The following is a 12,668-nucleotide window of genomic DNA, read 5'->3' on the forward strand; positions in this document are numbered from 1 at the left end:
GCCTAGGCCGCCCGGATGCGGATCACGGTGGTGCCGTCCTCCTCCAGGTGCTCCGTCCAAACGTAGCCGTCACGGCGCAGCATCTGGTAGAGAGGATGGGGCTGGCAATACAGGAGCAAGGTTAACTCCTCTCCCGGCGGCAGGGTTTCCAGAGCGTCCAGGGTTGCCTCCAGGGGTTCCGGCGGCACCATGTTCCGTCCGTCGATGACGGTGGGCTTGTTCACGGCGGGCAGTCCAAGGTTGCTTCCACTTGCGCGGCCATGGCGGCGGGCAGGCGTTGATCGAACAGGGGGTAGAGGATGTTCTCCTCCTTCATGTTGTGCTGCTGCATCAGGATCAGCAGGGTTTCCGCCGCGTCGGCGAAGGCGGCGGCATCTTGGGCCGTCAGAGCCTGGTTCATCTGCCCCAGCAGGTCGCGCATCTGGCCGTGCTCCAGGCGCATCACCCGGGTCGGTCCCTGGGTCATGCCGGTGGCCGCTTCGAAGGCGGGGAACAATTCCTCCTCCTCGCACTGGAAATGGCGTTCCAATTCCAGGCAGAAGGCTTCCTGCGCGGCTTCCGCCCGTTCCCACTCGCCGTCGGCCACGGTGGCCTCGGCGATGGCGAACAGGGTGTCGCAGTGCTGGTGATGTCGTTGCAGGGTTTGGCTGGTGGTCACGGCGGTCCTCCTGGAGAGCGGTTCATTGTGACCCAGGCGTCTCGCGGCGGGCCTTGACCCGAGTCAAGGGATTCCCGGTTCCGCAGGACAACGTAATTTTCCATCAACCCCGCTCGGCGTGCCAGGGGTTTCGCCTGGGCCGGCTCAACCGCCCCGCTGCTTGCCGCTGAGCCGTTCCTGGCCCTGCCGGGGCAGGCGGTCCAGGGCTTTTTTCAGCACGGCCTCGGCCTCGGAGCCCGCTTCTGCTTGGGGCAGCAGTCGTTGCCAGAGTTCCCGGGCCCGGTTGACGTCGCCCCGTTCCGCCGCCGCCGCGCCGGCCAGGAACAGGGCCTGGGGCTGGTCGGGGTCCTTGCCCAGGGCCTCGCTGAGCAGGGTGCCGGCCTGGCCGGCGAAACTGCCGTCGCGGCTGGCCAGCACTTCGGCGTACTCCGCCAGCAGGGCGGCGGAGCCGTGGGCCTTGGCACCGGCCCGGGCAAAGGCGTCGGCGGCGCGCACGGCATCGCCCTGGATGCGATAGCTGCGGGCCAGCATCAGCCAGCCGTCGGCATTGTCCGGCTGCTTTTCCAGCTTGGCCGCCAGTTGGGCCACCATGCGGTCGAGGGCGGCCGGGTCGTCGGCGGGCAGCCGGTTGAGGGGATTCAGGGCCGCCGGCGTGCCCAGCCAGAGGTAGGTGAGCAGCGACAGCAAGGGCAGGGCGATGGCGAGGGCCCGGTAGGGCGGGCGGTGCGGCGTGCGGGTACTGCTGCCTTCGATGACCGGCATTGTTGTCAGGGCTGCTGCGTCGGCAATCGGCATGGGCTCCCGGCGCGCCGCCAGCAATCGGCGCAACCAGGCGATGCCCACCAGGACGAACAGGGCCGGACCGAGCCAGAGCAGGGCGGTGCTGGCCTTGAAGGGCGGGCGGTAGCGGACGAAGTCGCCGTAGCGGGCGACCATGAAATCGAGGATGTCCTGATCGCTCTTGCCGGCCTGGATCAGGCCGCGAATCTCCCGCCGCAGATCCTTCGCCAGGTCGGCCCGGGAGGCGGAGAGGGATTCGTTCTGGCAGACCAGGCAGCGCAGTTCGTCGGCGATGGACACCATGCGCGCCTCGACCACCGGGTCGGCCTTGACCTCCTCGTCCGCCGCCAGGGCGGGGAGGCAGCACAGCGTCAGCAGGGCGGCGAGCCAGGGGACGATGTGGCGGAAAGGACGGCGGAAAAAGGGACGGGCGCTCATTGCGACAACTCCGCGATCAAGGGCAGCAGCCGGGTTTCCAGGGACTCGGCGGTGATCGGGCCGATGTGCTTGTAGCGGATCACGCCCTGGCGGTCCACGACGAAGGTTTCCGGCACGCCGTACACGCCCCAGTCGATGCCGACCCGGCCGTCGGCATCCACCGGACGCAGGGTGTAGGGGTCGCCCTGTTGCCGTAGCCAGGCCTGGGCGGCGTCCGGGTCGTCCTTGTAGTCGAGGCCGACGATGGGCACCAGGCGCCGCCGCGCCAGTTCCAGCAGCAGCGGATGTTCCTCGCGGCAGGCGCTGCACCAGGAGGCCCAGACGTTGAGCAGCCAAACCTTGCCCTTGAGGTCGGCGGGGGCGAGCAAGCGCCCTTGCTCGCCGAGCAGGGGCAGGCGGAAATCCGGCGCCGGTTTGCCGATCAGGGGCGAGGGAATTTCCCGCGGGTCCTTGCGCAGACCCAGGGCCAGCAGGGCGAACAGGGCCGCCAGCAGGGCGACGACAATGAGGGCGCGACGGTTCATGGGCCACCTCGGCGTATCCGGCTGCTGGCGGCGAGCAGGGCGCCGGCCGCCATCAGCAGGGCGCCGGCCCAGAGCCAGCCGATCAGGGGTTTGTAGTAGATGCGCAGGGTCCAGGCGCCGTCTTCCAGGGCCTCGCCCAGGGAGATGTAGATGTCCCGCCACGGCGTGCTGTCGATGGCGGCCTCGGTCATGGGCATGGCGCTGGTCAGGTATTGGCGTTTTTCCGGGGCGAGGCGGATACCGTCGGCCAGCACCAGGTCACCGCGCTGGGCCTGGTAGTTGGGGCCGGGCACCGCGGTCACGCCGACGAAGCGCAAGGCTTGCCCACCGACGCGCACCTGCTGGCCGGGGCTGAGCTTCACGTCCTCCTCGGTCTCGTAGGTCTTGACCACGGTGATGCCGGCGACGCACAGGGCGAAGCCGAGGTGGGCCAGCACCATGCCCCACCAGGCTCGGCCCGGACGCCGTCCGCTGCGTAGCTTGGCGACAATCTGCTGCACATGGCTGGCGGCAATCCAGAGGGCGGCGAACAAGCCCAGGGCCGCGCCAGCCGACCAGTGGCCCCAGGCCAGGGGCAACAGCAGGGCGGCGGGCAGGCAGAGACCGAAGGGCAGCGCCAGTTGGCGCAGCAGGCGGGCCGCGCTGTCGCGACCCCAGCGGCTGGCCAAGCCGGGGCCCAGCAGCAGGCAGACGGGGATCACCAGGGGCACGAAAACGCTGTTGAAGTAGGGCGGCCCCACCGAGATCTTGCCTAGGCCCAGCACGTCCAGGGCGAGGGGATAGAGGGTGCCGAGCAGCACGGAGGCGCAGGCCGTCAGCAGCAATAGGTTGTTGCCCAGCAGCAGGGTTTCCCGGGACAGGGGGGAGAAGGGCTTGCCGCCCGAGGCCCGGCTTTGGCGGGCGAGGAACAGCCAGGCGGAAGCGCCGATTACCGTTGCCAGGAAGGCGAGGATGAAGATGCCCCGCTTCGGATCGGTGGCGAAGGCATGCACCGAACTGAGGATGCCGGAACGGACCAGGAAGGTGCCCAGCAGCGACAGGGAGAAACAGACCACGGCGAGGAACAGGCTCCAGCGCGGGAAGTGGCCGCGCTTGGCGGTGACCGCCAGGCTGTGGAGCAGGGCGGCGCCCGCCAGCCAGGGCATGAAGGAGGCGTTCTCCACCGGGTCCCAGAACCACCAGCCGCCCCAGCCCAGCTCGTTGTAGGCCCACCAGGCGCCGAGGCCGATACCCAGGGTGAGGAACAGCCAGGCCGCCAGGGTCCAGGGCCGGGAGCGGTGCGCCCATTCGCTCCAGTCCGCCGCCGGGTCGTCCTCCAGCAGGGCCGCCAGGGCGAAGGCGTAGGCCACGGCGAAGCCCACATAGCCCATGTAGAGCATGGGTGGATGGAAGACCAGGCCCGGGTCCTGCAACAGGGGATTCAGGTCGCGGCCGCCGTCGGCGGCGGGCAGCAGCCGGGCAAAGGGATTGGAGGTGAGCAGGATGAAGGCGGTGAAACCGGCGCCGAGCAGGCCCAGCACGCCGAGTACCCGCGCGCTGGCGGGCAGGGGCAGGCGTGGCGGACGGCGGCTGGCCCAGGCCAGGGCCAGGCTCCAGAGGGACAGCTCCAGCACCCAGAGCAGCAGCGAACCTTCGTGGCCGCCCCAGACCGCGCCCAGCTTGTAGGGCAGGGGCAGGGCCTCGTGGCTGTGGCGGGCCACGTAGGCCACGGAGAAGTCGTCGTCGACGAAGGCCCAGGCCAGGCAGGCGAAGGCCAGGACCAACAGCAGGGCATGGGCGGCGCAGGCGGGACGAGCCAGGGCCATCCAGTCGTCGCGCCGGCGCTGGGCGCCGAGCAGGGACAGCAGGCCCTGGGCCAGGGCGGTCCAGAAGGCCAGGATCAGGGCGAGGACGCCGAGTTCGGGAATCATGGCGCGGCCTTCTTGTCCTTGGCCTGGGCGTCGGCCAGGGCCTGGGCCGCTTCCGGCGGCATGTAGTTCTCGTCGTGCTTGGCCAGCACCTCACTGGCGTGGAACAGGCCGTCGGCTTCGAGTCGGCCCTGGGCCACGACGCCTTTGCCCTCGCGGAACAGGTCGGGCAGGATGCCCTTGTAGACCACGGGCAGTGTCTGGGCCGTGTCGGTCACCAGGAAGCGCACCGTGACGCCGTCGGCTTGGCGCTGCACGCTGCCTTTTTCCACCAGGCCGCCGAGGCGGAACACCCGTCCCTTGGGGGCTTGGCCGGCCAGCACCTGGCTCGGCGAATGGAAGAACACCAGGTTGTCGTTGAAGGCGTTGAGCACCAGGGCGACCACGGCGCCGAGCAGGGCCAGGCCCGCCAGTACCCAGAGCAGACGGCGGCGACGGGGCGTCATGACGCCTCCTTGTCCTGGAGCGCGGCCAGGTGCCGTAGCCGGACCAGCAAGCGGCGTCGGCGGCGGGCCAGCAACAGGGGCTCGACCGTCATCAGCAGGGCGGCCAGGCCGAAGCTGGGCCAGACGTAGAGGGCGTAGCCGCCCATGGCGAGAAAATCGTGGAGGGAATGCCAGTGCAAGCTCATGGTTTGTCCTCGGTGGTCGGCGCGGCGAGCAGGCGGCGCACCCAGTCGCTGCGCCGCTCCCGTTCCAGAATCAGCAATTGCACCCGGCCCAGGGCCAGCGCCGCCGTGTAGGCCCAGAAGCCGAGGGCGGTGATGCCCATGCCCCACAACATTTGCGCGGCCATGGCCGGGGCCTGGGTCAGGGAGACGGAAGCGCCCTGGTGCAGGGTGCTCCACCACTTCACGGAAAAATAAATGACGGGCACGTTGGCCGCGCCCACCAGGGCCAATAGGGCGCAGGCCCGGTCGGCGCGACGCGGGTCGTCGATGGCCCGCGCCAGGGCGAGGTAGCCCAGGTAGAGGAAGAACAGGATCAGTTCCGAGGTGAGACGGGCGTCCCACACCCACCAGGTGCCCCACATGGGCTTGCCCCAGAAGGCGCCGGTCCACAGGGAGAGCAGAGCGAACAGCGCACCGGTGGGGGCCAGGGCGTGGGCCATGAGGAAGGAGAGGCGGGTGCCGAACACCAGGCCCACGGCGCTCCAGAAGGCCATCAGCAGGTAGACGAACATGGACAGCCAGGAGGCGGGGACGTGGACGAAGATGATGCGGTAGCCCTCGCCCTGCTGGGCGTCGGTGGGAGCGAGCAGCAGGCCGATGGCAAGGCCGGCGGCGCAGAGCGCCAGGGCCAGGGCCATGCACAGCGGGGCCAGACGCCGGGCGAGGGGATAGAAAGCCGCCGGGGCGGCGTAGTGGAACAGGCGGGGGAAGCGGGAGGGCAGGGACATGATGGCGATCACTCCAAGGCCAGGGCCAGGGCGGCGGCGGCGGGCAGGGGCGCCAGGGCCAGGCCGGCCAGGGTGCCGGCGGCCAGCAGGGACAGATGGGGGGCGGGGCTGAGGCCGGCCATGACCGCATCCACCGCGCCGGCGCCGAAGATCAGCACCGGCACGTAAAGGGGCAGCACCAGCAGGGCCAGCAACACGCCGCTGCTGCGCAGGCCCAGGGTGAGGGCGGCGCCGACGGCGCCGATGGCCGACAGCAGCGGTCCGCCCAGTACCAGGGAGAGCAGCAGCACCCCCAGGCTCTCCGCCGGCAATTGGAACTGGAGGCCGAGCAGGGGCGCGATCAGGGCCAGGGGCAGGCCGTTGGCCAGCCAGTGGGCGAAAATCTTGGCGGCGACGGCCAGGGGCAGGGGCAGGCCGCAGAGGGCGATCTGCTCCAGACTGCCGTCCCGGTGGTCGTCGGCGAACAGGCGCGGCAGGGAAAGGAAGCTGGCCAGCAGGGCCGCCACCCAGAGCACGCCGGGAGCCATGCGTTGCAGTAGGGCGCCTTCGGGGCCGACGCCGAGGGGAAACAGGCTGCACACAATAACGAAGAACACCAGCCCCGCCGCCAGGTCGGCGGGTCGGCGCCAGGCCAGTTGCAGGTCGCGGCGGATCAGGGCGAGGAAAGGCGCGAGCAGGGGGCCGTTCATTGTCCCTGCTCCCGTTGTCGGCCCAGATGTTGGCCCAGGTGCAGCTCGGTCAGGGGCGCCATCAGTTCCGTTGCGGCGAGGGGCTGGTGGCTGGTAATGATCAGCAGGCCCTGGTTGTGCAGATGGGTGCGCAGGATGACCATCACGTCGGTGCTGGCCTGGTCGTCGAGACCGACGAAGGGTTCGTCCAACAGCCAGAGGGGCCGGCCTTCGGCCAAGACCCTGGCCAGGGCCACGCGGCGTTGCTGTCCCTGGGACAGATGGCGGCAGGGCAGGTCGGCTCGCTCGTCGTCGATGCCCACCCGCGCCAGCAGCACGTCGATGTCCTGGTCGCCGCCTTCGGGCGCGGCGCTGGCCAGGCCGTGGCGCAGGTTTTCCCTCGGTGTCAGTTCTTCCTTGAGACCGTTGCGGTGGCCAAGATAGCTGACCACACGGGCGTCCCGGCGCAAGGTGGTGTCCTGCCACAGCACCTGGCCTTCCAGGGGCGCGTGGAGGCCGGCCAGGATGCGCAGCAAGGTGGTTTTGCCGCTGCCGTTGCCCCCCCGCAGCCACAGCGCCTCGCCGGCGCGCAGGCGCAGACCCAGCCCTGCGAAGAGCAGGCGGTCGCCCCGTTGGGCGGCGAGTTGTCGGGCGTCGAGCATGGATATGGGGGAGTGCCGGGGTTATCGTCAGGGGTATTTTGGCGAGCCCGGGGCGTGAATTACATGATTCGCGTCAAGCGAATTTGGCGAAAGCTGGTGATATGCTCGAAATATGATTCGTTGCTTATATCGCCATGGATGACCGTCTCGCCCCGCAAACGCGGATTGCCACCGCACCCTCGCTGCTCGATCAGCGCGGGCGGGCGCTGCGCGACTTGCGCATTTCCATCACCGATCGTTGCAACTTCCGTTGCACCTACTGCATGCCGCGGGAGGTGTTCGGCGCCGACTACCCCTATCTGCCCCGGACCGACCTGCTGAGTCTGGAGGAGATCGCCCGGGTGGCCCGTCTGGCGGTGGCCCAGGGTGTGGGCAAGATCCGCCTGACCGGCGGCGAGCCCCTGTTGCGCCGGGGCGTGGAGCATTTGGTCGCCTCCCTGGCGGCGATTCCCGATATCGACCTGGCCCTCACCACCAACGGTTCGCTGTTGACGAAAAAGGCCGCTGCGCTGCGCGATGCCGGCTTGGGCCGGATCACCGTGAGCCTGGACGCCCTGGACGACGACATCTTCCAGCGCATGAACGACGCGGCCTATCCCGTGGCCGACGTCTTGGCGGGCATTGCCGCAGCGGAAGCTGCCGGCTTCGCCCGGATCAAGATCAACGTGGTGGTGCAGAAGGGCGTGAACGAAGGGGAGATCCTTGCCATTTGCCGCCACTTCCGCGGCACGGGCCATATCCCCCGCTTCATCGAGTTCATGGACGTGGGCACCAGCAACGGCTGGCATCTGGGCCAGGTGGTGCCCTCGGCCCAGGTGCTGGAAATGATCGATGCCGAATTCCCCCTGGAACCGCTGGAGCCCCACAGTCCCGGCGAAGTGGCCCAGCGCTGGCGTTATCGCGACGGCGCGGGCGAGGTGGGCGTCATCTCGTCGGTCACCCGCGCCTTCTGCGGCGACTGCACGCGGCTGCGTCTGTCCACCGAAGGCAAGTTGTACACCTGTTTGTTCGCCCACGAGGGCTTCGACCTGCGCGCCCTGTTGCGTGCCGGTGCCGACGAGGCCGCATTGACCGAGGCCCTGGCGGATTTGTGGTCCGCCCGCGTTGACCGTTATTCGGAACTGCGCGCCCAGGGCCAGCGCGAGCCGGGGCGGGTGATTCCCCTCAAGCGCATCGAGATGTCCTACATCGGCGGCTGACCGCCTGGGCGGGACGGCGCGCCGCTTGTTCGCTCCAGCGTTGCTTTTGTTTTCAGCGCCTAGCGCTTGAGCCGCTGCAAGGTCGTGGCGGCGATTTTCCGCAGCAGGCCATCGGCTATTTTCAGGGCCGGCGTGGCGGTGCCTGGGGACCGATAGGAAATATGCACCGTGCCAGGACTACCGGGCAGGGTGTACAGGGCCACGGCAAAGGGACAGAGGGTCAACTGGCGGGGATCTTCCTCCACCAGCTGCCAGCCCACCTTGGCGCTACAAAAGGGGATGACCACCGCCTCGGCATAGACCGGCTTCGTCTTGCCCAAGGCCGGCGCGGTGCGCAGCATCATGTCGCTGATATGGGTCGGCGGACTCGGGATCAGACCTTCCTCCTCGATCACCTCCTGCAATACTTCCTGCGCATCGGCCAGGGTGGCGTTCACCATTAGTTCGGGATGGGTATCGCCGGCCTTGGCCTGGCATGGTGCCAGGACGAACAGACTCAGTAGCGCGAGAAGAAAAAGGCGGTGAACAGCAGGCGGCGGATGAAGCATGGCAGGAACGGAAAAAGGATGGCTATGCCGCCATTGTGCCCGAGGTCTGTCCCAAGATAAAAAAACGGTGCCCAAAGGCACCGTAGCAAGCTAGGAGATCACACACAGGACAGCTCGGTAATCCCTTTGGCGCTTGGGCCGGGCAAACGTCGGGTTGGCGACGTGTCCAGGCCGGGGAGCGCCAAGGGGTATTGCTCAGAAAGCGTGCTTCATCCCGAGGGCGAAGCCATTCACCCCATTGCTCGAGCCGGCGGAGTTGCCATTGGGATTGATCTGGAACGAGGCATTGCTTTCGTTCTTGATGTGGGCATAGTCGGCATAAAGCTCGGTCCGCTTGGACAGGGCGTAGCGGACGCCGACGGCCCATTTGCTGGCATCGGCGCTGTTCAGGGTGCGGTCCTGGACCTTGCCGTAGCTGGCCAGGAGACTGGTCCTGCCCAGTGGGACGGAGGCGCCGATGAACCAGTTGCGCCGGTCATAGCTTTGACCCGCAGCCAGGTTGCCCAGATTCTGCAAGCCGGCCTTGGTGGAGTCCAAATCGATATTGCCGCCGATCAGGGAGTTGGGGTCGCCGTGAATGATGTCGTAGACGCCGCCGACCTTGACTGGGCCGAAGTCGTAGGACGCGCCGGTGGTGAAGACGTAGAGTCGGCTGTTGTCATAACCGACGGCACGGGTCGTCTCGTAATCGACGTCCGCGTTGAGGGGGCCATTGGCATACTGGAGGTTGACTGAGAAAAGGCGGTCATCGCCGCGGTTACCACCGGCCGAACCGGCCGGAACGTGGACGCCATTCAGAGTGCCTTCCGCCCCTTGGGTGTTGGTTGCCGCCGCAAGTACCAGGGTGAAGCCGTTCATGGTCGGCGAGATATAGGCCACCGCATTCGCCGCGCGGTCGTACTGGGTGGTCATCGAGGCGAAGTTGCCGATCGAATAGTTGCCGAAGGGGTTGTATTTGCCGAAGATGCCGTAGCGAATGCCGTCCAGGTAACCTGCCACGGCGGTGCCGAAGCCACCGGTGAAGCCGACGTATTGATGCCCGGCTTGGGTAAGCCCCGTATTTTCGTCAGGACTGATGCGGTATTGCAGGTCAAAGATAGATTTCAATCCGTTGCCGAGATCCTCGGCCCCCTTGAAACCGATATAGCTCTGGGAACCGGCACTTTGTACGGCATTTCGGTTTGATGTGCTGGCGGATCCTCCATTGCTTCCTCCTGTATTGACCCAGCCCACATCCACATTGCCGTAAATGGTGACGTTGGATTGTGCGAGTGCAGCGCTCGATGCAGCGGCCAAGGCCAGCGCCATGATTTTCTTTGACATCAATAGTCTCCTCAGATGTTGTATTCCCATCCGGGTTTTTCGTCCGGATGATCTTCTCCCTTTGCCATCGGAAAATGGCCGGTAGGCCACCTTCGCGAAATGCATGCCAGTCACCGAGGAGAGTCAGGTGTCCTGCCAGGAAGCCCTTGGAATGCGGGATTCCAGGGGCGGCATGAAGATCATGCCGTTCGTAAAGCTTTCGATATAGTTTGTTTATGTATAAATAATATGCGCACATGTTCCCCCTTTGTTTCAGGATGTGACACCGCGATGGGGCGAACGGACGGTGGTACTCGTGTTCACGGGAAAGGCCCCGCCAGCGATGGCGGCGGGGTGCAAGGGAGCAGGATTGGAGCGCAGAGGCTCAGTAGCGGTAGCGGATGCTGGCGCCAACCAGCCAATTTTGCCCAGGGGCAGGTTCGTAGTAGTTTTTGTTGCTGTCGCCGACGATGACAGAGCCGATGTAGCGACGGTCGAATAGATTGTTGATCCGGAAGAACTCCTTGACCAGCCAGGGGCCGGATTTTTGTTCCAGGCCGATGCGTAGATTGAGGATGGTATAGCCGGGCGCGGCGCCAAGCTGGTTGGTGTCCTCCGTATAGGTCTTCCCCTGGCCGATGAGCTCAACGCCGGCATTCAGGCCTTGCGTACCTTTCCACGCGATTTCACTGAAAAGACTGGCGTTGGGAACGCCGGGAAGTTTCTTCCCAGCGGCAACGACGGTGCTGCCATTGGTGAAACTATCTTCATAGGTGGCCGTGATCGCCGTCAGCGCCAGTTTGCCGCTGAAGCCATGGGACCAGGTGGTGTCCAGTGACAACTCGGCACCGGTGCGCGAGGTTCGTCCTGCATTCTTGTAGCTGGTGCGTCCCCCGTTGGAACCGGCCACGACAATTTCATTGTCCGTATCGATTTGAAAGACGGCTAGGTTGATGCGGCTATTGTCGCCGATCAAGGTCTTGGTTCCCACTTCGAAATGCCGGCTGGTGGCGGCTTTCAGGTCGAAGCTGAAGGTGCCGTTGGCACCCGAGTAGAACAGCTCGTTGAAGGTTGGCGCCTCGAAGCCACGGCCGGCGCTGACATAGACATTGACCCGGTCGGTCAGGCGATAGAGGGCGGAGGCCGAGGGTGTGGTCTGACTGTAGGAAACGTTGCCACCGTCGTTGCCGTTGCTGAGGAAATGGTCCTTGACGTCAAAGCGCACGTTGCTGTGGCGGAGTCCGCCGGAAAGCAGCCACTCCCCCCGCTGCCACTCGGTCTGGATGTAGGGATCGGTGCTGAGCACCGTATCGGTTTCGTTGCGACGCAGTGCTCCCTTGACGCCGTACACAACGTTGCCGCCGCCAAAGTCGATGAAGTTTTCGTACCCTTTGCGGTCATCGGAGGATCGATCGATATCCAAACCGGCAGTGGTCGTCAAAAGGCCCCCTGCAAAATCGTTCTTCTGCGTCCAGCGCAAGGCCACGCCAGTGAAGTCGCGATCAAAGGCGACCACCCCACCCGCTTGTTTGGCATTCGCCTGAGTCGCCTTGGGAATGGATTGATATTGGGTGACCTCCCGGTTGCCGGCATAGGCGGAAACGACCAGCGTACCGCTACCCAGCATGCGTTCGAAGGTGGCCCCGACTTGCTGGTGGTCGATGCTCTTGCGCACGTTGTAGAGCAAGGTGTTGGCCGTGACACTGCGGGGACTGGTGGTGGCCGTGTTCCAATCCAGGCCCTGGGGGTCCTGGGTGTCATTTTGTTTCAAGGCGCTGCCCACCACGGTCAGCAGGCTGTCGTCGCCAATGGGAACGAGCATCTTGCCGTAACTCTGCTGACGATTGGCGGCACTATGGTCGCGGTAACCGTCGGTGGTGAAGTCCGAGGCGTCGAGCAGGTAGCCGACATTGCCGGCGTGACCTTCGATATTGCTGTCCACCTTGACGCTGCCGAAACTTCCGGCGCTCACATTGGCGGACAGGGCATTGTCCTTGCCGGGGGTACGGGAGAACAGTTGGACGACGCCGCCTGCGTTGTTGCCGTACAGCACGGAGCCTGGACCCCGCAGGACCTCGATGCGGTCGGCGGTGTCGAGATTGAAGGTGGCCGCCTGCCCTTGGCCATCCGGTGTGGAGGCGGGAATGCCGTCGGTGATCAGCTTGATGCCGCGCACGCCAAAGGCGGAGCGGGCGCCGAAGCCCCGGGAGGAAATCTGCAAGTCCTGGGCGTAGTTCTGGCGATTGAGCACGGTAATGCCGGGCACGGCGGCAAGGGCCTCGGAGAGATTGACCTTGGCCTGGGCGGCGTCGATCCGTTCACCGTTCACCACATCGATGGAGGCCGCATAGTCGAAGCTCTTGTGCTCGCTGCGCGTACCGGTGACGATGACCGGATCCAGTTCGATTTCTGCCGCCATCGCCGGGGCGGCAAGTGCGGACAGGATCAGCAAAGCAAGGCGGCTGGGGCGCGGGGTAAACCGTTTCAATTGGGACATGTGAATCTCGATTCGTCTCCGGAGGGGTGTGGGTTCGGGAGAGGAGGCAAGACCGAGCATAGGCCTTTGGCTGCGTACTGGCCTCGT

General features: G+C 66.2%; 14 protein-coding genes. 1 reads left to right on the forward strand and 13 read right to left on the reverse strand.

What is annotated here, in order from left to right; all coding sequences use genetic code 11:
• Nucleotides 1–2: 2 nt before the first annotated feature.
• The 10 genes from ACYQ2U_RS03490 to ccmA all read right to left on the reverse strand — a co-directional run bounded on the left by ACYQ2U_RS03490 (nt 3) and on the right by ccmA (nt 7,035).
• Nucleotides 3–224 (reverse strand): DUF2249 domain-containing protein, encoded by a 222-nt coding sequence (locus ACYQ2U_RS03490; protein ID WP_459948936.1) that lies wholly within the window; start codon nt 222–224, stop codon nt 3–5.
• Nucleotides 221–658: a hemerythrin domain-containing protein gene (locus ACYQ2U_RS03495; RefSeq protein ID WP_459948937.1), complete on the reverse strand. Its 438-nt coding sequence runs from the start codon at nt 656–658 to the stop codon at nt 221–223. The genes ACYQ2U_RS03490 and ACYQ2U_RS03495 overlap by 4 nt, the downstream gene beginning before the upstream one ends.
• A gap of 144 nt (nt 659–802) precedes the next feature.
• On the reverse strand, nt 803–1,876 hold the full coding sequence (locus ACYQ2U_RS03500) for a cytochrome c-type biogenesis protein CcmH (protein ID WP_459948938.1): 1,074 nt from the start codon (nt 1,874–1,876) through the stop codon (nt 803–805).
• Entirely contained in the window at nt 1,873–2,400 is a 528-nt protein-coding gene (locus ACYQ2U_RS03505; RefSeq protein ID WP_459948939.1) for a DsbE family thiol:disulfide interchange protein, read from the reverse strand. Before ACYQ2U_RS03505 ends, ACYQ2U_RS03500 begins: the two co-directional genes overlap by 4 nt.
• Nucleotides 2,397–4,310 carry a heme lyase CcmF/NrfE family subunit gene (locus ACYQ2U_RS03510; RefSeq protein WP_459948940.1) on the reverse strand — a complete coding sequence of 638 codons (1,914 nt, stop codon included), beginning with the start codon at nt 4,308–4,310 and terminating at the stop codon, nt 2,397–2,399. The genes ACYQ2U_RS03505 and ACYQ2U_RS03510 overlap by 4 nt, the downstream gene beginning before the upstream one ends.
• Nucleotides 4,307–4,753 (reverse strand): cytochrome c maturation protein CcmE, encoded by a 447-nt coding sequence (ccmE, locus tag ACYQ2U_RS03515; protein WP_459948941.1) that lies wholly within the window; start codon nt 4,751–4,753, stop codon nt 4,307–4,309. The genes ACYQ2U_RS03510 and ccmE overlap by 4 nt, the downstream gene beginning before the upstream one ends.
• Nucleotides 4,750–4,938: a heme exporter protein CcmD gene (gene ccmD / locus ACYQ2U_RS03520; RefSeq protein WP_459948942.1), complete on the reverse strand. Its 189-nt coding sequence runs from the start codon at nt 4,936–4,938 to the stop codon at nt 4,750–4,752. Before ccmD ends, ccmE begins: the two co-directional genes overlap by 4 nt.
• A complete protein-coding gene (ccmC, locus tag ACYQ2U_RS03525) occupies nt 4,935–5,705 on the reverse strand; it encodes a heme ABC transporter permease CcmC (RefSeq protein ID WP_459948943.1) in 771 nt (256 codons plus the stop codon). Before ccmC ends, ccmD begins: the two co-directional genes overlap by 4 nt.
• 8 nt (nt 5,706–5,713) lie before the next feature.
• Nucleotides 5,714–6,394 carry a heme exporter protein CcmB gene (gene ccmB / locus ACYQ2U_RS03530; protein ID WP_459948944.1) on the reverse strand — a complete coding sequence of 227 codons (681 nt, stop codon included), beginning with the start codon at nt 6,392–6,394 and terminating at the stop codon, nt 5,714–5,716.
• Nucleotides 6,391–7,035, reverse strand: a complete 645-nt coding sequence (gene ccmA / locus ACYQ2U_RS03535; protein WP_459948945.1) for a cytochrome c biogenesis heme-transporting ATPase CcmA — start codon at nt 7,033–7,035, stop codon at nt 6,391–6,393. The genes ccmB and ccmA overlap by 4 nt, the downstream gene beginning before the upstream one ends.
• Nucleotides 7,036–7,169: 134 nt before the next feature.
• On the opposite strand from ccmA, the gene moaA reads away from it, so the two are divergent.
• Entirely contained in the window at nt 7,170–8,234 is a 1,065-nt protein-coding gene (gene moaA / locus ACYQ2U_RS03540; protein WP_459948946.1) for a GTP 3',8-cyclase MoaA, read from the forward strand.
• Between the two features lie 59 nt (nt 8,235–8,293).
• On the opposite strand, the gene ACYQ2U_RS03545 is transcribed toward moaA, so the two are convergent.
• The 3 genes from ACYQ2U_RS03545 to ACYQ2U_RS03555 form a co-directional block, all read right to left on the reverse strand.
• Entirely contained in the window at nt 8,294–8,782 is a 489-nt protein-coding gene (locus ACYQ2U_RS03545) for a DUF302 domain-containing protein (protein WP_459948947.1), read from the reverse strand.
• A 195-nt stretch (nt 8,783–8,977) separates the two neighbouring features.
• On the reverse strand, nt 8,978–10,105 hold the full coding sequence (locus tag ACYQ2U_RS03550; RefSeq protein ID WP_459948948.1) for a porin: 1,128 nt from the start codon (nt 10,103–10,105) through the stop codon (nt 8,978–8,980).
• Between the two features lie 364 nt (nt 10,106–10,469).
• Nucleotides 10,470–12,581 carry a TonB-dependent receptor family protein gene (locus ACYQ2U_RS03555; RefSeq protein ID WP_459948949.1) on the reverse strand — a complete coding sequence of 704 codons (2,112 nt, stop codon included), beginning with the start codon at nt 12,579–12,581 and terminating at the stop codon, nt 10,470–10,472.
• Nucleotides 12,582–12,668 lie beyond the last annotated feature (87 nt).

The sequence above is a fragment of the Denitratisoma sp. agr-D3 genome (assembly GCF_054658675.1).